The sequence below is a fragment of the Halobacillus sp. Marseille-Q1614 genome (assembly GCF_902809865.1).
In the GTDB taxonomy this organism is placed as follows: domain Bacteria; phylum Bacillota; class Bacilli; order Bacillales; family Halobacillaceae; genus Halobacillus_A.
The window spans coordinates 1,973,051-1,991,450 of sequence record NZ_CADDWH010000001.1 but is presented as its reverse complement, the minus strand read 5'-3'; the positions used below and the strand labels follow the sequence as shown (position 1 = coordinate 1,991,450).

The following is an 18,400-nucleotide window of genomic DNA, read 5'->3' as shown; positions in this document are numbered from 1 at the left end:
TAGAGTTTTTATTATGCAGCTGATTGGCTGGTTTGAGTTCGGTATTGTATGGGACTTAAACCAGCCAATTTTGCTTTTACGCGTTCATGATTATAGTAGTCCACGTAGACCTCGAGCTTTCTTTTAAGCGCTTCATAAGAAACCACTTCTTCTCCGTAATACATTTCTTGTTTGAGGATCCCGAAAAAATTCTCCATGGCCGCATTATCTGCGCAGTTTGCTTTCCTGGACATACTTTGAAAGATTTGATGTTTCTTTAATGTTTTCACCCACGTGTTGTGTTGATAATGCCAGCCTTGATCGGAGTGGATGGTTGTCCGGTATTCGGCTTCCGTTTGAATGGTATCCAACGCTTCCTTCAACGGCTTTAAAACAAAGTTCAGGGTTGGCCGTTTGGAAATGCCAAAAGAGACAACTTCTCCGTTGAATAAGTCCATAATCGGACTTAAATAAAGTTTCTCATTTCCTGCACATTTGAATTCCGTCACATCTGTGACTAATTTTTGGAGCCGAATGGGCGTATGGAATCTGCGTTTTAATCGATTATGAGCCACTTTCCCGACCGTACCTTTGTACGATTTATACCTGGATTTACGGGTGAATTTTTCACATTTCAATCCGAGCGTACTCATGATCCGTTGAACTTTTTTATGGTTGATGATATACCCCTGGTTTCTAAGTTCGAAGGAAATGCGGCGATAGCCATAGGTTCCGTTGTGCTTATGGAAGAGGTTCGTAATCATTTCTTTCCACTCTTTATTCGGATCTTCCTTCTTGAACTGCTTTCTCTGGTAATGATAAGTGGCTTCAGGAATGTCCACTCTTCGTAAGGCATCTTTTAATTTGAATCCTTCTTTTTTGAGTTCGAATACCAGCGCTGTTTGTGCTTTTCGAGATAGGCATTCGGATTCTCCTGAAAAGCTTTTAACTTTTTTAGATAGGAATTCTCTACACGTAGGAGTTCATTTTCACGTTCTAATTGTTCTTCACGAGTTAATTCTTTATCTGATTTGGTTGACTTTTTCTTATGATTTTTTGACATAGAGGGCCGTCCTTTCGCTTTTTCTTGGAGGCCTCCGATCCCTTCCTTCCGAAAAATGTTGGACCAGTTCGCAATTAACGCAGGGTTGTTCAATTGGAAGGCAATCGCAGTCTCCTGATGAGAAGCGCCTGTCTGTTTCATAAAGTTTAATACATCCAGCTTGAATTGGACAGGGTAGACTTGTTTCGAATGCTTCCTTTTTAAACCTTCTTCTCCGAAGGCTTGATAAGCACGAACCCAGCGTAAAATTTGAACATCACTAGGGATCGAGTACTTCTTAGCTAATAAAGCGTACCCTAGATGACCTTGGAAGTACTCCGTTACCACCTGTAATTTAAATTTCTCACTATACTTTGACATACAAAAACACCCCGGAAGTTAGATTATTAACTCTAACTTCTGGGGTGCACTACCCTTCAGCTGCTCTTTTATTTTTCGAAAGGCTCAATGTGAATATGAGCGTAACGAATATTTAATTTATTTTCTAATATAATCTCCACTTCATCCGTAATGTTATGGCCGGCCTGAATGGTGATCTTAGGATTCACATGGATCGTTGCTTCAATAAGTGCTCTGTTCCCTTGCAGTCGGCCCTTTACGTCTTTAACAGCCATGACTTCGGGATGGGCTTCAATCAATTCTCGAATTTCTTCAATCTCTTCTTCATCGAATCCATCGGTTAAATGGTGGGTGGCATCCTTAAAGATATCCCACGCTGTCTTACAAATAATTAGGCCGACAATAAAGCCTGCCAGAGGATCAAGCCAGTAGATACCGAACTGGGCCCCGAAAATCCCTACTGCCGCTCCAACACTGACTAAAGCATCGGACCTGTTATCCTGAGCTGCCGCCTGGAGGGCCTTACTATTAACCTTCTGAGATAAATTCAAATTATAACGATAGACGCCGTACATAAAAGCAGCTGCTGACAAAGCTGTCCAGCCGGTGATTAAAGATGGTTCGCTGGCTTTCTGCTGAATGATATTTGAAAAAGTAGCCCCTAAAACTTCTAAGCCGATCACAAACATAATAAAAGCAGCAATTAATGAAGCAATGATTTCGGCGCGAAAATGACCATAGTGGTGATCTTCATCAGGAGGCTTTCTAGAGATTTTTAAGCCGATCAAAACGGCAACAGAGGCGATGATGTCCGTCGCATTGTTCAGCCCATCTGCCCGTAAGGCTTCAGAACCGCCGGCAGAGGCAATGATCAGCTTAACTGAAGCTAGTATTAAATAGGCAATAATACTGACCCAGGCACCTCTCTCACCCCGCTTTAAATTTTCCATTTCGCCCATGTAATCTCCTCCGCTCCTAGTTTATAGCACGGTATAGCTTATCAGATTGTAACTGAGTGGGTCTAGAGAAAAAAAGCTAACCTTATACATATCCCTTGTAGGCGGGTAGCTTAGTTGAGCTTACTCAACTTTCGAAGGGTTAATTCTTCAATGACTGGGGTAGATATAAGTAAATTGTCTTCATTATTATTGACCAGAGAGGGGAAATAATTATGATTGAGGAGAAAATCGTTATTGAAGGTGTCATTAAAGGGATGAAATTTTCCAAGACACTTAATGTGAAGTATGATCCCGAAACAGAAACGGTGGAAGAAGCCCTTATTCATTTTTACAACAGCCGTGCTCTTACTTTTGAAGAGCTGGCAGTAGAGCAAAGGTGGCAGAACTGTTACTGGACATATCCAGCTTCAATGGATTTAGTAGGATGAAACGGCCTCTTCGCAGGTCTTTTTCTCGCCTTTTTATCTCGAATTAAAAACTCTTTAGTTTGAGGTATACAGGTTAAGGGTATGTTTATAATTGAATCAGCTATTGTCAGTCAGGTTAGACTAAGGGAATAACTTTATACTTAAGGAGTGTTTATGAATGGCAAATGTAAAGCTAGCGATTATTTATTACAGTTCGACAGGGACAAACTATAAGATGGCTCAATGGGCTGAGGATGCGGCAAAGCAGAAGGGAGCCGAAGTGAAAGTAGTGCGGGTTCCTGAGCTTGCCCCGATGTCAGCGATTGAACAAAACGCTGCCTGGAAAGACCACTACTTAGCTACCAAAGATAAAGTACCTGAAGCACAAATAAACGATTTAGACTGGGCAGATGCAATTATCTTTAGTTCTCCGACCAGGTTCGGTACATTGCCGGCGCAAACGAAACAATTCATTGACCAGGCCGGCGGACTATGGGCGCAGGGCAAGCTTGTGAATAAAGTGGTCAGTGCGATGACATCTGCTCAGAACCCTCACGGAGGACAGGAAGCTACTTTGTTAAGTCTCTATACCAGCATGTTCCACTGGGGAGCAATTATCGCCGCTCCTGGTTATTCCGATAACTCTATCTTCTCTGCAGGAGGCAATCCGTACGGAACTAGTGTGAGTGTCGATGGAGAAGGAAATATGAAGGAAGATATAGAAGAGGCGGTTCGCCATCAAGTCAACCGTACGCTGGAAGTAGCAGGTAAAATTGCCAACGGCTAAATTTTTAAAAGATCCCGGGTGCGGGGTCTTTTTTTTTCGTAAAGTACGGTGAGATTAATATGGATCAGCTGGTTTGATAGAGAAGATAGATAACACTTCGCAGGCTTCAAAAGGGAGCGAATTCCTATCTGAGAAGCTGAAATCTGGAAAAGGATATAAAAATTTTTATCCGTGGAAAACCAGTGATACCAAGGTTTAGAACAAAAATATTAGGGAATTATATAACTAAATATTCAGAATATTGTTGCGTAATGCTTGGAAATCCTGCATAATGAAAAAAAGCAATTAGGGGGTATTCTCATGAGAAAGCAAAAGCTCGTATATGTTCTGCGTCGAGATCCTGGCTTTAGAAATCGTGAAATTACTGCTAAAAGAGAATTGTCCTTTGGAATTAAGTTGGCCTCAAGATTGTTTATGGATGAATTAAGCTATCAGTTTAATAAGGAACGTTTAGATAAAGAAATCAATATGGCAATTGAAAATAACGACCGTGAAGAGTTTCAACGGTTAAGTACAAAATATCAGCCCTATACGTGGGAGTAATAAAGCAAAAGTGCCATTCGTAAAATGGCACTTTTTTTTATGTACATTATAAATTGAACAATGTTATAGTGATACAACAAGAACTTTCAGGAAGGTATGTATGGCATGCGATCAAGAGAAATTATATCCCTATTATGTATAAGCCTCATCCTATTCTTATCCGCTTGTTCACTCGATGAGTGGACGAATCAGCAGGAAAATTCAGAAGAAAAATCTTCATCAGAACAAAAGGAAGCACCAGCAGAAGAGAAACAGCCGCAAGATAAGCAGGATGCGAAAGAAGAAGCAAGCTATGCTTATGCTCAGCAATTAGATGAAGAAGTAGATAAAGATGGACTGACCATCATAGACAATCCAAACGTAAAAGAAGTAGTTGTTAATAAACAAAGAAAGCTGCCTGTAGGTTATGAACCTGAAGAATTAGTGATCCCTGACGTTCCTTTTCCATTTGAAGGGGATCATCCAAAAAAATATTTGCAGCCTGAAGCTGCTGAAGCTTTAGAAGAGCTGTTTAAGGGTGCAGAGAATGCAGGACTTGAACTATATGCAGCTTCCGGGTTCCGTTCTTACGAAAGGCAAAAAAGTATTTACGAAAATAATGTAAAACAGCGCGGGCAGGAAGAAGCCGATAAATTTTCCGCCCGTCCTGGTACAAGTGAGCACCAGACTGGCCTTGCAATGGATGTCACCTCGCCGGAGATGTCTTTTAAGCTTGAACAGTCCTTTATAGAAACTAAAGAAGGAAAATGGCTCGAAGACCATGCTCATGAATACGGATTTGTTGTCCGATATTTAGAGGGTACAAAAGATATTACAGGATATGAATATGAGCCGTGGCATTTGCGTTATGTGGGCAAAGGCCTTTCCACTGAAATTCATGAAAGCGGCGGAACCTTAGAAGAGTTCTTCGGTTTTTATGAAAATTAAAAGAAGTCTCCATAAAGGAGGCTTCTTTTTTTAATGACTCTGCTATTTGGTTTTTTAGGTAAACTTTTTAGTAAGAAATGCCGACTCTCGTATTGAGAAACCTTTGGCTGATGAGTTCACCGTAAGCAAATTGAGCCGTGTCTTCCACCGTAATCTTCTTCCCGCCCTCAGGTAATAAGTTTTCTTCATAGCGCACTGGACCTTGTGACTCTCCATCCGGTAAATAGGTCGGACAGATGATCGTCCAGTCTAAAGGGCTCTCCTTAAGTAATGAATAGACTTTCGCATGCTCTTCTGCAGCGAACGTAGACCGGCGTTTGGATTCACTTGTCTGAAAGCGGAATTTCCCTTCTTCAAAGCGGCTGTTTAAGATTCCAGCGGTTCCAATTGTAACGATACGGGGAATCTCAAGAGCTCTCATTTGCTCGATAATAAGAGGAATAGATTCTGTCAGCGTATATGCTTTATCTGTACTTAACGCGCTGAACACAAGATCACAGCCTTCTAATGTCTGTCTTACAGCTTCTTGATCGGCAGCATCTCCTGCAATAAGGCGAGCACCGGGGATTATTGTTTCTGATTTACTAAGGTCTCTTACTAAGGACTGAACGTGATGTCCATCCTCTAAGGCTAATTGGGTAACACGAGATCCTACTCTTCCGGTAGCTCCAAATACAGCAATTTTCATAAAACTACTCCTTATCTCATAAAAAATATTATAAAATTCAAACTATTTTACTCTTTCTTTTGCTAAGCTTAACATAAGACAGAGCATTATGAGGATGGGGGAAGGTTATGAAAAAGAAACCGGTTATGAGCTGGGTATTGTACGACTTTGGAAACTCAGCTTTTGCTACAACGATTATGGCAGCAGTACTTCCCGTATTTTATTACGACGTAGCTGCCAAAGGGGTAGATCAATCATTAGCAGCCAGCTACTGGGGCTACTCTCAATCGATTGCTGTTCTGCTTGTAGCCGTGCTGGCTCCTGTGCTTGGAGCAATAAGCGACTATACTTCGTCTAAGAAGAAATTCCTTATGTTTTTCGCTTTTCTGGGCATGCTGGCGAGTGTTTTTCTCGTTTTTGTAGGGGATGGCGATTACCTGCTGGCTTCTCTCCTCCTCATCATCGGAACAATAGGTTTTTCCGGGGGAAACGTTTTCTATGATGCTTTTCTGCCAGAAGTAGCTGACCATAAATCAATTGATAAGGTTTCCTCGTGGGGATTTGCTTTCGGTTATATTGGGGGAGGCCTTTTGCTCGCGGTTAATTTGCTGATGATCATGAAATATGAATGGTTTGGCCTTCCTGATACTTTAGCAGGGACCAGGCTCGCTTTTGTTTCAGTTGGCGTATGGTGGCTGATTTTCTCCATTCCTTTATTTAAAAATATAATAGAAGTAAAGAAACAAAATCCTGTCCGGACGAAATCTTATCCGTCCATAGGCTTTACGAGGGTGAAGCAGACTTTTAAAGAAATCCGGCAATTTAAACATTTACTGTTATTCCTGTTGGCCTTCTGGCTGTTTAATGATGGGATCTCGACCATTATAAAAATGGCTACTATCTACGGCCGCGATATTGGCATCGACAGCTCGTCATTGATTTTAGCTCTTCTGATTACTCAGTTCGTTGGAATTCCATGTACGTTTTTCTTTGGCTTTCTGGCAGGGAAAATATCCGCAAAGAAAGCATTGACTATATCCTTGTATGTATATTTGGCTATTATAGGACTCGGGTATTTTATGACGTCGGCTTTCCATTTTTACATGCTGGCGATATGTGTCGGCATCGTTCAAGGCGGAGCCCAGTCGCTCAGCCGTTCGATATTTGGGAGAATGGTACCAAATGACAGGCACGCAGAGTATTTTGGCTTTTATGGCATATCTGCAAAGTTCTCAGCTATTTTCGGTCCGTTTATCTTCGCCCTTGTTGGCCAGTTAACCGGCTCAAGCAGGCTGGGCATTTTGTCGCTGCTCGTCTTTTTTATCGCAGGAATTGTACTGCTGAAGTTTGTGAATGTAGAAGAAGGGGAGAGGCAAGCTAAGGAGCAAACCAATCCGCTTCATGAAACTACAGTTGAGACGTGAGGGTTTAGACGATAGGATTAGAATAAACATTTTTTAATTGAAGCGATAAAGGCTTGCCGGTGTCATAGGAATCGTTTTTCACCAGGCATTTAATCTTCTCCCACTCATTATCACTGGGTGAACTCCAGTAAGAAAGGATCTCTTCTACTAATGGAGCGGCTTCCTTTAAAGCACCATTATATAATTCCTGAAATGAAGCGAATTGTGGTTCATTTGTTGCTGAATGACGCCATTCGCTTTTCTTTTCGTTTAAATAGTCGACCGGGTCAATAATTGGTTGGTGTGAATAAGGAGAAATGTACGCTCCTATGGTCCGTTTTTTCCATCCGTATGGATCATAAAAGATACTCTGGGCAATGGTAATATCGCGAAAAGATTTAGCCAGATAGTTATTAGGGAGCTTTTCCACATCGTAATGCTTGGTGATCAATGGTGAAAGCCACGCTGATACAAGCTTTCTTTCCTGTTTCATTAAACGGATTTTAGTATGCACGGGTTCAGACCATGGTTCGATATGGCGGTGCTTCTCCAGCATAAGTGTATCGATCGCTACTTCCAGTTTTTGATGATTGTGGCCTTCATAGCCCGATTTGTAGTGGACGTAAGGATGTGTATTGCGATCCAGTATATGATGGGTGACGAAGCCGAGAATGTAAGCCTGGCCCTGGTTTTTTAATGACTTGCCGGCCGCGATTAATTGTAGAAGAAACGCCCCGCAGTTTTCCGTGTGCATTTTCGTTCCGAGCTGAGGTACGCCGCGATCCGGCAAGTTGGGCCAGAAATTATAATAAAATAAAGGGTCCGGTCCCTGGGCCCCCAAATATAAATAGCGGGAAGACGTGTTAAGCACATCATATCTGTCCAATTTTTTACATAAGTCTTCGGCAAAAAGTATATGAGTCCAAATGTTCGGCATAAAGCTTCCTCCCTTAAATCCGTCCATAAAAAAGAGCCTACCCAAAGGCTCTTTTTTAAAACCATTTACCCATTTGGAAAAGATCAAGCAAAAACAGCTGTTACTCCCTATCCCTCCTTAGATGGCGTATGTAGTACGGACTGTTTCTGCCTCCTTTCTTTAAGTTAAAATTATCATACATTATAATTAGAAAAATGTAAATACTCTGATTATTTAAAAAGGAGATTTTTCGACAGTTTTCCGGCGGCTGGGTAATGATTCTTTGTAAGAATATTGATACAATTAGGCTGAAGTTTATTTACAAAGGGAGGAACCTCATGAGCTATCGTATTGAGAAAGATACATTAGGTGAAATGAAAGTACCAAGTGATAAGTACTGGGCGGCTCAAACCCAGCGAAGTAAAGAGAACTTTCCAATCGGACAGGAAAAAATGCCGAAGGAAGTCATTGAAGGTTTTGCTATTTTAAAGAAAAGTGCAGCATTTGCCAATGCTGAGTTAGGATTGCTTGAAAAAGAAAAAGCAGAGGCTATCGGACGTGCAGCTGACCTTATTTTAAAGGGAGAACTTGATGAGCATTTTCCTTTAGTGGTATGGCAGACAGGAAGCGGTACTCAGTCCAATATGAACGTGAATGAAGTGATTGCCTATGTTGGTAATGAATACTTAAATTCTAATAACAGTGACCTTCGTCTTCATCCAAACGATGATGTCAATAAGTCACAGAGCTCTAACGATACTTACCCGACAGCTATGCACATTGCTTCTGTCCGTAAAGTCGAAGAAGTGCTTCTGCCGTCCCTTGGCCAGCTGAAGAATACATTGAAAGAAAAAATGGAAGCGTTTCAAGACATCGTGAAGATCGGCCGTACACACCTGCAGGATGCGACTCCGCTAACTTTAGGACAGGAGATCAGCGGCTGGCATCGGATGCTTGAAAAAACCGATAATATGATTAAAGAAAGCACAAGCTATGTAAAAGAACTGGCGATTGGTGGAACAGCGGTTGGAACAGGGTTAAATGCCCATGTCGACTTTTCCGAAAAAGTGGTTGAACATATTAATATAGAAACATCCAACTCGTTTATATCAGCTCCTAATAAGTTTCACGCTTTAACTTCACATGATGAGCTTGTGCATACGCACGGCGCGTTAAAAGCACTGGCAGCTGATGTGATGAAAATCGCCAATGATGTACGCTGGCTGGCCAGTGGACCTCGCTGCGGCATTGGAGAAATTACGATTCCTGCTAATGAGCCGGGAAGCTCCATTATGCCTGGAAAAGTAAATCCGACTCAAAGCGAAGCGATTACAATGGTTGCCGCACAAGTGATGGGAAATGATGCAACGATTGGTTTTGCAGCGAGCCAGGGGAACTTCGAACTTAATGTCTATAAACCAGTTATTGCCTATAACTTCTTGCAGTCAGCCCAGCTTTTAGCCGACAGTATGGTTTCCTTTGATGAACGCTGCGTAGCAGGCCTTGAACCGAACCATGAGCAGATTGAAAAATACCTGCGTGATTCATTAATGCTTGTTACTGCTTTAAACCCTCATATCGGATATGAAAATGCAGCCAAAATTGCGAAAACAGCCTTTGAAAAAGACCAGACTCTGAAGCAGACTGCTGTTGAGCTGGATCTTCTAACAGAAGAAGAATTTGATCAGTATGTAGATCCTAAAGCTATGACAAAACCTAATGCTTAATTGCTAAATACGCTATGTTTGTCTCATGATTTAAATACCTGTATTTACCATTAAATTTTTGTGATAAAAAATTTAGTGAGTGATCATACTAGAATTACACACAGGAGGTGAGACAAACATGGCTAACAACAACAGATCAAACGAGCTACTTGTACCTGGTGTACAACAAGCTTTAGACCAAATGAAATACGAAATCGCTCAAGAATTCGGAGTACAACTTGGTGCTGATTCTACTTCCCGTGCTAACGGTTCTGTAGGTGGAGAAATCACTAAGCGTCTTGTACAAATGGCTGAACAGCAGTTCGGTGGACAACAACAACGTTAATAAATTGAAGGAGGAGAAAGGGTGCGCCCTTTCTCCTTATTTATTTCCCTTTTTAAAAGAATCAATTAAGCATACATAAATAAGACTGGCCTGCTCATTGAGGAAATTCCATTACTCCAAGTTTTTTAATAATATGTCTATATAAAAGGGTACCGGTGGCGTTTATATAAAAAAGGTGAACGGGCTGAGTGAGAGCGAGTGATTCCCTGCCCTTGTTCATCGATAAAGGGAAGATTGTATAATATCTCTAAATGAATTATATAGATGAAAGAAATCCCAAAAAAGCAGCTTCCCGTTAAGGGAAGCTGCTTCTTGTTTTATTAGCGGATGCGTTCTTCTGTTTCAGCATCGAAGAAGTGGGCTTTGTTCATATCTAAAGCAAGGTCAATCTTATCGCCGCCATTAATATCAGAGCGTGAATCAACACGAGCGATAAATTCCTGGTCGCCAATACGGGAGTATAGGTACGATTCAGCACCCATTAATTCGGCAACTTCGATATCTGCTTTAATCGTCTTGTCAGGGTTAGCATCGATAAACAGCTGCTCATCATGCATATCTTCCGGACGAACACCTAAGATAACTTCCTTGCCAAGGTATCCTTGGTCACGAAGTGTTTTTAGTTTACCTTCAGGTACTGCAAGTTTTGTACCTGCAAGGTCTACATGACCTTCCTCCAGAGTACCGTGGAAGAAGTTCATCGCAGGAGATCCAATAAATCCGCCTACAAATACGTTTTCCGGCTTATCGTACACTTCTTTTGGAGCACCAACCTGTTGAATAATTCCATCTTTCATAACAACTAGGCGTGTCGCCATTGTCATCGCTTCTGTCTGGTCGTGTGTTACATAGATAGTAGTCGTCTGCAGGCGCTGGTGAAGCTTTTGAATTTCCGCACGCATTTGTACACGCAGCTTAGCATCAAGGTTGGATAAAGGCTCGTCCATTAAGAATACTTTAGCATCACGTACAATCGCTCGTCCCAGTGCTACACGCTGACGCTGACCACCTGACAGCGCTTTCGGTTTACGGTCTAAAAGAGCTTCAAGGCCAAGGATTTTGGCTGCATTCTGTACACGCTGATCAATTTCTTTCTTATCCATTTTACGAAGCTTAAGACCAAAAGCCATGTTATCGTAAACATTCATGTGCGGGTAAAGAGCATAGTTCTGGAATACCATTGCGATGTCGCGGTCTTTAGGAGCAACGTCGTTCATTCGTTTCTCATCGATTAGGAAATCTCCGTCAGTAATTTCTTCAAGACCGGCAATCATACGTAGAGTTGTTGATTTACCACAGCCAGATGGGCCTACGAATACGACAAACTCTTTATCGCCAATATGCAGGTTGAAGTCATCAACCGCTTTTACTTTTTTGTCATATACCTTATCAATATTTTTCAGTTGTAATTCTGCCATTTTAAAATCCCCCTATATGAAATCGCTTTCTTTGATAATTTAAGTCTAGCGAAGATAAAGGGAGAGGTAAATGGACAAAGTGCACAAAGAATTTTTAGAATCTTTGTGCACTTTGTTTAATGGTTGAGATCGGCAAGTAATAAATAAATAATGGCCGCGCGGTCAAATTGTTTAATATCTACACCAGTTTTCTCAATAAATTTATCCACACGATACTGAAGACTATTACGGTGCATGAAAAGCTGTTTAGCTGCCAGCGTCGTATTGGATCCTGATTCAAGAAATACTTCAATTGTCTGCAGCAGTTCAGGATCTTCGGCTACTTCTTTAAGAAGGGAATGTGTCAACTGATCACGGTCTTCCGGAGAGAGGGCATCGATATAGAGATATGGAACGACCTCTTCCAGAGTTGTAACCTTGCCGGCCAGATACTTTTTAGCGAGGTGAAAGCATTTTTTGGCCCAGTCAAATTGGGCGGGAGCTTTTTTAAGATCATACACATCCTCACTTATATAAAGCTGGATATTTGTATAAAAATCGCTCATCAGTACATCAACCACTGAGCCGAAGGGGATTGGATCCTGATCCGCTTCCGTATATTCTTCAATCACTGCCCCTTCATGATGGTTATCCCATAAAAAAGGCATAGGTTGTGGAAACAGGGACTGCATCGCTTCCTGAAAGGCCTCCAGCTCAATATTTTGGTCTGAGATGGAGAAAAATATGAAACGAACCTTCGTAGGAAGGGGGGCAATCTGCAGGGTGTCCTGATTTTGCTCGAGGAAGTGCTTCCATGCCTTTTCTTTAGCACCAAGGGCGGCTTCCCCAGTATTAAAAGGCTTTAGAATAATATGTAAAAGTTCACGTTCGCGATTGTTCAGTTCATTATGGGCGATACCGATAATTTCGTCAGAAGGAGTCCGAAACAATTCATAAGATTCCTTATCCTTAGCAGTCCCTTCTTCAAATACAGTTAAAGAAAGGTAATTCTTTTTTAATTGTTCAAGTAGTGACATTAAGATCTTCCTTTTTTCATTAAAATTTACTAATATGATAATATAAAATTAAATCATCTGATTCACTATTAATCATATTATACATGATTTTTATTAAGTGGGTTTAGGAGGAGAAAATGTGTCTGACGTTAAAAATAAATATGAATATACCCAAGAAACGAAAAATCGCTTGAAGCGTGTAGAAGGTCAAGTACGCGGTGTGTTAAAAATGATGGAAGAAGATAAAGAATGTAAAGACGTCATTACTCAGCTTTCTGCTGCTCGTTCGGCTATAGACCGTGCGATCGGATATATCGTAGCGAAGAACTTGGAAACGTGCATTAAAGAAGCTGAAAAAGGCGGTGAGTCCGCCGAAGAGTTAATTAATGAAGCGGTAAGTATGATTGTAAAAAGCAGATAATGATGATGCCTTATTAAAGGCATCATCTTTTTTTAATCTTTCTGTTCGGGGATGAGATGAGTCTCATCAATCTGTTCCCGTCCTTGTGTCACTATCGGCCTGCCGCCTGCCATTCCTTCATTGATCATCCGGTCCACATCGAGCTCAAAACGGTCTTTTCCTTCAGCAGCTTCCTGTTTTCTTTTTTTCATAAAAGCACACCTCCTTACTTATATTATTTTCGAGAAGCTTCAAAACAAGTGATCCAATTATTGGATGATCCATGAAGCAGCCTTTAAACTATTGGCTTAGCTGCAGGGATTCCTCTATAATGGATTTCAGTGCACCACGTGAAATGAGGGAAAACCATGAATACATTTTTAACAATACTTTTAATGGTAGTGATTGGAGCAGCGATTGGCGGAATCACTAATTCGCTGGCTATTCGTATGCTGTTTCGTCCATATCGTGCTATTTATATAGGAAAATATCGGCTGCCATTTACGCCGGGACTTATTCCAAAGCGGCAAAACGACTTAGCGAGGCAGATGGGGCGAACGGTCGTTGAGCATTTACTGACAGCTGAAGGAATAAAGAAGAAGATCGAGGGGTCGAAGTTTCAGAACAAACTGACCAGTTTTGCCCAGAGAGAACTTGAAAGGGCGCTCTCATCGTCAGCAAGCGTAAAGGATGCTCTTGAAAAAGTAGAGCTCTCGATAAGTAAGGAGTCAGTCGAAGATTCATTGCAGCTTTTTATCGAGAAAAGATATGACCAAGTCATGGAAGACATTCGCCATCAGAAAGTCGAAGATGTCCTGCCGCCAGAGTGGAGAGCAAAAGCAGAAGCAGGAACAAGCGAGCTGGCTTATTATCTGCAGGAAAAAGTGTATGAATTTCTCGTCAGTCCCGAAGGAAAATGGAAAGTAGGAGCCTTAATAGATAACTATTTAGAAAACCAGGGATTCCTTGGAAACATGGTCCAATCTTTTATGGGCTCCGAAAGAGTAATCGATCGAGTACATCCAGTGATTCTTCGTTACGCAACAGCGCGGGAAACGACGGAATGGCTTCAGACTATGCTGCAAAAAGAGCTGCACGCAGCCCTGAAGCGGCCGGTCGGTGAATACGAACAAAAAATAGGAAAAGATCATATCCAAAGTGGACTTTCACAAGCGTTATCCAAAGCACTGCCTCTTCAACAGTGGCTTGACCGCTCAATCACAGAGTGGGCAGCCCCTTTTAAATCCCGGCTCCTCTTGGACGTCATCCCTGCTCTGATGCCTAAGGTGACAAACCTGTTAGCTGAACGTATCGAACGTATGATGCAGTCGATGAAATTATCAGAAATCGTCCAGGAGGAAGTCGAGTCCTTTGACGTCGGCCGGCTTGAGGAAATGGTTCTCGGCATCTCCAAGCGCGAGTTCAAAATGATTACGTATCTCGGTGCCTTATTAGGAGGTACGATAGGGCTGATGCAGGGGATTCTTGTCCTGTTTCTTTAAGCAGCCCTTAAGTCTATACATGAAAGTTGATGTTTGTTATAGTGGGGAAGGAGTTCAACACTCAACAAACTAGGAGGTACTTTTAATTTATGGCTAACATGTATGATTACGCGTATGATCTTGAAAAAGCAATTCGCGAAAGCGACGAATTTACTGGACTTAAAGAATCTTATGAAGCAGTAATGAATGACGAAGCAGCTAAAGGAATGTTTGAAGATTTCCGTCAAACACAAATCAACCTTCAGCAAAAGCAAATGCAAGGTCAAGAAATTACAGAAGAAGAAGTTGAGAAAGCTCGCCAAGTCGTTGAACTTGTGCAGCAGCATCCACAAATTTCCAAACTAATGGAAGCTGAACAGCGCCTCAACACTGTTATCAATGACATCAGCAAGATTATCACGAAGCCTCTTGAAGAGCTTTACGGTAATCCTGAAGAACCACAGCAATAATAATTAGAAAGGGCTGCCTTTAGGGGCAGCTTTTTTTTGTGATTTTGGGGCTGAGCGAACACCTTAAAAGTTTGCGGAGCACTGAAAAAGTGGTGTTGAACAGAAAGAGTGCAGAGAACCGCCGAAAGAGACTTCCCGCTTTCTTTCAAAGTTAAAAAATCTTAAATAATAAGCAGGAATATTATCACCAAATGACGAAAATTAAAAGCATAGATTCAAATGAGGGGGATCTTTATGCGTTTTTTTGAAATAGAAGAAAGTCGTCAGATCATCCATATCCGTTTAAATCGTCCAGAAAAAATAAACGCGCTACATGGGGATATGCTGAGAGAGTTTGCTTCCATAGTGAAAGATACAAAAAATAAAGAGCAGCAAATCGTCATCCTGTCAGGTGCAGGAAAAGGATTCTGTGCCGGTGGAGACGTGTCCATGATGAAGGAAGTCGGAGATCCTGAAGTTTATGATCGAGTGATGGATGAAATAGAAACGATTGCGGCAGGGCTTTATACGATGCCGAAACTGGTAATTGCAGCCCTGCACGGACCAGTTGTGGGTTTAGGACTTAGCATTGCACTTGCAGCAGATTATTTAATTGCGGAAGAGAACACAAAGATCTCGATGAATTTCATAGGAGTCGGCCTGGCACCAGATGGAGGCGGACATTTCTTTTTAGAACAGCGGCTGGGAACACATCGGGCGAAACACTTCGCCTGGAAAGGGGAACAGCTGAGTGCTAAGGAAGCGCAAGAGCTTCAGTTGGTTGACTTGGTGTTTCAAGGAGATATACACCAGGCTGCGGAAAAACTAGCTGCGGAATGGACGGCAAGACCGCTTCAGTCGATGATTGCTACAAAGAAAATTTATAATAACTACAGTTTGGGCAGGCTGCTTCAGTATTTATCGAAAGAAAGACAATCCCAGTGGAAGCTTCGTCATACGGCGGATCATAAAGAAGGGATTCAGGCATTTTTAGAAAAAAGGAAGCCCAAGTTTTCCGGGCATTAAAAAAGTCGCTTTAAAGGCGACTTTTTTGTGTTTAGCGGTGAAATAAAACGAGATGTCCTTCTGGAGCTGCACAACGATGAGTATGTTCTAAATATCCTTTTTCTTCTAATTTTTGAGTACCAATCTGCTTCGCATCTTTATCGTTTTCAGCTTCAAATGATTCATCTAGAAGGTTTGTACCGTTCTTTTCAAATACTGTTAAGAAATATTTTTTCACTAGGATAGGCCTCCTTAAGGTAAAAATGAATGACTAATCATATTATTACATTAGATGAGCCTGTCGTAAAATCCTGCTTGTTTATTCAAGAAAAATGAAACTATTTATCTAATTCAGCCGTATAAATCGACGAAGGGGGAAGGAAGCTGTGACTTTAAAACTACATAATGTAACGAAGCAGTTTGGAGATTTTACTGCTGTAGACGATTTATCAATTGAAATTCCCGAAAAGCAGATTTTCGGTTTTTTAGGGGCGAACGGAGCCGGGAAAACAACAACTTTCCGGATGATCCTTGGACTGATTGAGGAAACAGCTGGAACGATTACGTGGCAGGACGGGGATATTGGCTATGATCAGAGCCATTTAATCGGCTATCTTCCCGAAGAGCGCGGGCTTTATCCAAAGATGAAGGTCCAGGACCAGCTCGTATATTTGGCGAAGCTTCGGGGGATGAGCAAGAGTGAGGCCTTAAAAGAACTGGACATTTGGCTGGATAAATTTAAAGTTCCTGATTATAAAACAAAAAAGGTAGAAGACTTATCAAAAGGGAATCAGCAAAAAATTCAGTTTATCTCTGCCGTTCTGCATAAACCGAAGCTTCTAATATTGGACGAGCCGTTCTCAGGACTTGATCCAATAAATGTTGAAATGCTGAAAAAAGCAGTGGTTGAGCTGAAGGAAGGAGGAACTTCGATCGTTTTTTCTTCCCACCGTATGGAACACGTGGAAGAGCTGTGTGAGCATTTATGCATACTGCATCACGGAAAACCGGTCGTTCACGGAAGTCTTAAAGAGATTAAGCGCTCATTTGGGAAGAAAAATGTCCGCTTAAATGCTGAGTTTGATTTAGAGTTCGTTAAGGATATTCCGGGCGTGACTAAATTTAAAGAGTTCAGTGAAGGCTGTGAAGTTCAAGTAGAAAGTGAAGAGGTCTCCCAGAAGATCTTTGAGGCGCTAAATGGGCGGGGGTTTGTGCGCACGTTCGATCTGGAGGAACCTTCTTTAAATGATATCTTTATTGAGAAGGTGGGGGATTCGTATGAATAAATTCCTAATTATGGTAGGACACACGTTTGCTTCACGCGTGAAGACGAAGTCGTTTATTATTACGACGATCGTCACGCTGTCGCTTATTTTTCTAATCACTAATATCCAGACGATTATGGAAGCTTTCGATAGCGGGGAAGGTGAATCCGATCAAACGAGCATAATGGTATTAAGTGAGAATGAAGAATGGGCTGACGGTCTTGTCGAAAGTTTAAATGCTAGTGAATCTTTCTCAGCTGAAGTAGCAGATCAGCCTGTTGATGAAATTAAGCAGGAAGTAGAAGAAGGAGAGGGAGATACTGCGGCCCTTGAGCTGATTGAAGGGGAGAGCGGTCTTCCGGAGGCGAATTACTATACTGTGGAAAGTCTGCCGCCGATGGATAATGAGATTGTTCAGCAGTCACTTCAACAGGTAAAAATGGGGGCGATCTCGAGTGAAGCGGAAGTAGATCCGGCCGTATTAGCCGCTCTTCAAACGCCGCCTGCTTTTAATGAGGTTTCTTTAGGTGAGGAAGGAAGCACAGCTGAAGAAATGGCTCAGACGCAGGGCGTTGTATATGTCATGCTGTTTTTACTTTATTTATCGGTATTGCTTTACGGCAATATGATTGTTACAGAAGTAGCGACAGAGAAATCAAGCCGCGTGATGGAAATTCTCATTTCAAGCGTTTCTCCGATTGCGCAGATGTTCGCAAAAATTACCGGAATTGCTTTATTAGGCCTTCTGCAGTTTTCATTAATTATTGGTGTAGGCTACTTGGGCATTCAGCAGAACTCGGGCGAGGGCTCCTTTTTAAATGCGGTAGGTCTTACTAATGTAAAGTTGGATATAATCGCTTACGGGCTGCTGTTCTTCATCCTCGGCTACTTCTTATATGCGACTCTGGCGGCTACTTTAGGCTCACTCGTCAGCCGTTTAGAAGATGCACAGCAAATGGTGGCGCCGATGACTTATATGATTATTATCGCGTTCTTTATTGCCATTTTTGGTCTCAATGAACCAGATGCCACTTTTATTACTGTTACATCCTATATTCCATTTTTCTCTCCACTGCTTATGTTTTTACGAATAGGTATGCTGGATATCCCTGTGTGGGAAGTGATTTTATCCGTTGGAGTTCTAGTGGCTTCTATTGTTTTACTGGCTGTTATTGGTGCGAGAATTTATAAAGGCGGAGTACTTATGTATGGTAGAACATCTTCCTTAAAAGATGTAAAAAAAGCGATTCAGATGACAGGAAAAGATAAATAAACTACAGGCGCTTCTCTACAGGAGAGGCGCTTTTTTGAATGTCTTTAATCGAACGTGCATTCGCTCTTTTTC

General features: G+C 41.7%; 22 protein-coding genes. 13 read left to right on the top strand and 9 right to left on the bottom strand.

The features are described 5' to 3' along the window. Window positions 1-11: 11 nt before the first annotated feature. From HUS26_RS10080 to HUS26_RS10070, 3 genes are all read right to left on the bottom strand, one after another. A complete protein-coding gene (locus tag HUS26_RS10080) occupies window positions 12-875 on the bottom strand; it encodes an IS3 family transposase (RefSeq protein ID WP_173918712.1) in 864 nt (287 codons plus the stop codon). After that, window positions 839-1,402, bottom strand: coding sequence for a helix-turn-helix domain-containing protein (locus tag HUS26_RS10075; protein ID WP_173917041.1), 564 nt, complete (start codon window positions 1,400-1,402; stop codon window positions 839-841). Before HUS26_RS10075 ends, HUS26_RS10080 begins: the two co-directional genes overlap by 37 nt. A gap of 68 nt (window positions 1,403-1,470) precedes the next feature. Next, window positions 1,471-2,340 (bottom strand): cation diffusion facilitator family transporter, encoded by an 870-nt coding sequence (locus tag HUS26_RS10070; protein WP_173917040.1) that lies wholly within the window; start codon window positions 2,338-2,340, stop codon window positions 1,471-1,473. A gap of 212 nt (window positions 2,341-2,552) precedes the next feature. Here HUS26_RS10070 and HUS26_RS10065 point away from each other — a divergent pair, with 212 nt between their 5' ends. The 4 genes from HUS26_RS10065 to HUS26_RS10050 all read left to right on the top strand — a co-directional run bounded on the left by HUS26_RS10065 (window position 2,553) and on the right by HUS26_RS10050 (window position 5,004). Next, window positions 2,553-2,768 (top strand): hypothetical protein, encoded by a 216-nt coding sequence (locus tag HUS26_RS10065; RefSeq protein WP_173917039.1) that lies wholly within the window; start codon window positions 2,553-2,555, stop codon window positions 2,766-2,768. 157 nt (window positions 2,769-2,925) lie between these two features. Further along, complete coding sequence (wrbA, locus tag HUS26_RS10060) at window positions 2,926-3,534, top strand: NAD(P)H:quinone oxidoreductase (RefSeq protein WP_173917038.1); 609 nt, start codon at window positions 2,926-2,928, stop codon at window positions 3,532-3,534. Window positions 3,535-3,834: 300 nt separating this feature from the next. Further along, the gene (locus tag HUS26_RS10055) at window positions 3,835-4,077 is read left to right on the top strand and encodes an IDEAL domain-containing protein (RefSeq protein ID WP_173917037.1); all 243 of its coding nucleotides are present in this window, start codon (window positions 3,835-3,837) and stop codon (window positions 4,075-4,077) included. A gap of 105 nt (window positions 4,078-4,182) precedes the next feature. Next, a complete protein-coding gene (locus HUS26_RS10050; RefSeq protein WP_254434170.1) occupies window positions 4,183-5,004 on the top strand; it encodes a D-alanyl-D-alanine carboxypeptidase family protein in 822 nt (273 codons plus the stop codon). A 67-nt stretch (window positions 5,005-5,071) separates the two neighbouring features. Here HUS26_RS10050 and HUS26_RS10045 read toward each other — a convergent pair whose 3' ends face one another. Beyond that, complete coding sequence (locus HUS26_RS10045; RefSeq protein WP_173917035.1) at window positions 5,072-5,692, bottom strand: NAD(P)-dependent oxidoreductase; 621 nt, start codon at window positions 5,690-5,692, stop codon at window positions 5,072-5,074. Window positions 5,693-5,799: 107 nt separating this feature from the next. Between HUS26_RS10045 and HUS26_RS10040 the strand changes: the two genes are divergently transcribed. Beyond that, window positions 5,800-7,095: an MFS transporter gene (locus HUS26_RS10040; protein ID WP_173917034.1), complete on the top strand. Its 1,296-nt coding sequence runs from the start codon at window positions 5,800-5,802 to the stop codon at window positions 7,093-7,095. 4 nt (window positions 7,096-7,099) lie between these two features. Here the strand turns inward: HUS26_RS10040 and HUS26_RS10035 are convergent, their stop codons facing one another. Next, complete coding sequence (locus HUS26_RS10035) at window positions 7,100-8,011, bottom strand: zinc dependent phospholipase C family protein (protein ID WP_173917033.1); 912 nt, start codon at window positions 8,009-8,011, stop codon at window positions 7,100-7,102. Between the two features lie 317 nt (window positions 8,012-8,328). On the opposite strand from HUS26_RS10035, the gene fumC reads away from it, so the two are divergent. Both fumC and HUS26_RS10025 read left to right on the top strand, forming a co-directional pair. Further along, window positions 8,329-9,717 carry a class II fumarate hydratase gene (fumC, locus tag HUS26_RS10030; protein ID WP_173917032.1) on the top strand — a complete coding sequence of 463 codons (1,389 nt, stop codon included), beginning with the start codon at window positions 8,329-8,331 and terminating at the stop codon, window positions 9,715-9,717. 118 nt (window positions 9,718-9,835) lie between these two features. Further along, a complete protein-coding gene (locus HUS26_RS10025) occupies window positions 9,836-10,042 on the top strand; it encodes an alpha/beta-type small acid-soluble spore protein (protein ID WP_173917031.1) in 207 nt (68 codons plus the stop codon). A gap of 320 nt (window positions 10,043-10,362) precedes the next feature. Here HUS26_RS10025 and HUS26_RS10020 read toward each other — a convergent pair whose 3' ends face one another. Further along, window positions 10,363-11,460, bottom strand: coding sequence for an ABC transporter ATP-binding protein (locus HUS26_RS10020; protein WP_173917030.1), 1,098 nt, complete (start codon window positions 11,458-11,460; stop codon window positions 10,363-10,365). A 116-nt stretch (window positions 11,461-11,576) separates the two neighbouring features. Continuing rightward, the gene (locus tag HUS26_RS10015) at window positions 11,577-12,476 is read right to left on the bottom strand and encodes a CdaR family transcriptional regulator (RefSeq protein ID WP_173917029.1); all 900 of its coding nucleotides are present in this window, start codon (window positions 12,474-12,476) and stop codon (window positions 11,577-11,579) included. Between the two features lie 118 nt (window positions 12,477-12,594). Here HUS26_RS10015 and HUS26_RS10010 point away from each other — a divergent pair, with 118 nt between their 5' ends. Further along, complete coding sequence (locus HUS26_RS10010; RefSeq protein ID WP_173917028.1) at window positions 12,595-12,876, top strand: metal-sensitive transcriptional regulator; 282 nt, start codon at window positions 12,595-12,597, stop codon at window positions 12,874-12,876. Window positions 12,877-12,908: 32 nt separating this feature from the next. On the opposite strand, the gene HUS26_RS10005 is transcribed toward HUS26_RS10010, so the two are convergent. Then, entirely contained in the window at window positions 12,909-13,067 is a 159-nt protein-coding gene (locus HUS26_RS10005; RefSeq protein WP_173917027.1) for a hypothetical protein, read from the bottom strand. A gap of 156 nt (window positions 13,068-13,223) precedes the next feature. On the opposite strand from HUS26_RS10005, the gene HUS26_RS10000 reads away from it, so the two are divergent. From HUS26_RS10000 to HUS26_RS09990, 3 genes are all read left to right on the top strand, one after another. Beyond that, window positions 13,224-14,357: a DUF445 domain-containing protein gene (locus HUS26_RS10000; protein ID WP_173917026.1), complete on the top strand. Its 1,134-nt coding sequence runs from the start codon at window positions 13,224-13,226 to the stop codon at window positions 14,355-14,357. Window positions 14,358-14,446: 89 nt separating this feature from the next. Continuing rightward, window positions 14,447-14,806, top strand: coding sequence for a YlbF family regulator (locus HUS26_RS09995; RefSeq protein WP_173917025.1), 360 nt, complete (start codon window positions 14,447-14,449; stop codon window positions 14,804-14,806). A 234-nt stretch (window positions 14,807-15,040) separates the two neighbouring features. Continuing rightward, window positions 15,041-15,811: an enoyl-CoA hydratase gene (locus tag HUS26_RS09990; protein ID WP_173917024.1), complete on the top strand. Its 771-nt coding sequence runs from the start codon at window positions 15,041-15,043 to the stop codon at window positions 15,809-15,811. A 31-nt stretch (window positions 15,812-15,842) separates the two neighbouring features. Here HUS26_RS09990 and HUS26_RS09985 read toward each other — a convergent pair whose 3' ends face one another. Continuing rightward, on the bottom strand, window positions 15,843-16,028 hold the full coding sequence (locus HUS26_RS09985) for a YhzD family protein (protein ID WP_173917023.1): 186 nt from the start codon (window positions 16,026-16,028) through the stop codon (window positions 15,843-15,845). A 148-nt stretch (window positions 16,029-16,176) separates the two neighbouring features. On the opposite strand from HUS26_RS09985, the gene HUS26_RS09980 reads away from it, so the two are divergent. Both HUS26_RS09980 and HUS26_RS09975 read left to right on the top strand, forming a co-directional pair. Continuing rightward, complete coding sequence (locus HUS26_RS09980; RefSeq protein ID WP_173917022.1) at window positions 16,177-17,076, top strand: ABC transporter ATP-binding protein; 900 nt, start codon at window positions 16,177-16,179, stop codon at window positions 17,074-17,076. Next, a complete protein-coding gene (locus tag HUS26_RS09975; protein WP_173917021.1) occupies window positions 17,069-18,328 on the top strand; it encodes an ABC transporter permease in 1,260 nt (419 codons plus the stop codon). Before HUS26_RS09980 ends, HUS26_RS09975 begins: the two co-directional genes overlap by 8 nt. The last annotated feature ends 72 nt before the right edge of the window (window positions 18,329-18,400 follow it).

Bases quoted from the DNA above. Each gene is read 5' to 3' on its own strand.
- HUS26_RS10075 (WP_173917041.1), bottom strand. From the start codon at position 1,402: ATGTCAAAGTATAGTGAGAAATTTAAATTACAGGTGGTAACGGAGTAC.
- HUS26_RS10070 (WP_173917040.1), bottom strand. From the start codon at position 2,340: ATGGGCGAAATGGAAAATTTAAAGCGGGGTGAGAGAGGTGCCTGGGTC.
- HUS26_RS10065 (WP_173917039.1), top strand. From the start codon at position 2,553: ATGATTGAGGAGAAAATCGTTATTGAAGGTGTCATTAAAGGGATGAAA.
- wrbA (WP_173917038.1), top strand. From the start codon at position 2,926: ATGGCAAATGTAAAGCTAGCGATTATTTATTACAGTTCGACAGGGACA.
- HUS26_RS10055 (WP_173917037.1), top strand. From the start codon at position 3,835: ATGAGAAAGCAAAAGCTCGTATATGTTCTGCGTCGAGATCCTGGCTTT.
- HUS26_RS10050 (WP_254434170.1), top strand. From the start codon at position 4,183: ATGCGATCAAGAGAAATTATATCCCTATTATGTATAAGCCTCATCCTA.
- HUS26_RS10045 (WP_173917035.1), bottom strand. From the start codon at position 5,692: ATGAAAATTGCTGTATTTGGAGCTACCGGAAGAGTAGGATCTCGTGTT.
- HUS26_RS10040 (WP_173917034.1), top strand. From the start codon at position 5,800: ATGAAAAAGAAACCGGTTATGAGCTGGGTATTGTACGACTTTGGAAAC.
- HUS26_RS10035 (WP_173917033.1), bottom strand. From the start codon at position 8,011: ATGCCGAACATTTGGACTCATATACTTTTTGCCGAAGACTTATGTAAA.
- fumC (WP_173917032.1), top strand. From the start codon at position 8,329: ATGAGCTATCGTATTGAGAAAGATACATTAGGTGAAATGAAAGTACCA.
- HUS26_RS10025 (WP_173917031.1), top strand. From the start codon at position 9,836: ATGGCTAACAACAACAGATCAAACGAGCTACTTGTACCTGGTGTACAA.
- HUS26_RS10020 (WP_173917030.1), bottom strand. From the start codon at position 11,460: ATGGCAGAATTACAACTGAAAAATATTGATAAGGTATATGACAAAAAA.
- HUS26_RS10015 (WP_173917029.1), bottom strand. From the start codon at position 12,476: ATGTCACTACTTGAACAATTAAAAAAGAATTACCTTTCTTTAACTGTA.
- HUS26_RS10005 (WP_173917027.1), bottom strand. From the start codon at position 13,067: ATGAAAAAAAGAAAACAGGAAGCTGCTGAAGGAAAAGACCGTTTTGAG.
- HUS26_RS10000 (WP_173917026.1), top strand. From the start codon at position 13,224: ATGAATACATTTTTAACAATACTTTTAATGGTAGTGATTGGAGCAGCG.
- HUS26_RS09995 (WP_173917025.1), top strand. From the start codon at position 14,447: ATGGCTAACATGTATGATTACGCGTATGATCTTGAAAAAGCAATTCGC.
- HUS26_RS09990 (WP_173917024.1), top strand. From the start codon at position 15,041: ATGCGTTTTTTTGAAATAGAAGAAAGTCGTCAGATCATCCATATCCGT.
- HUS26_RS09975 (WP_173917021.1), top strand. From the start codon at position 17,069: ATGAATAAATTCCTAATTATGGTAGGACACACGTTTGCTTCACGCGTG.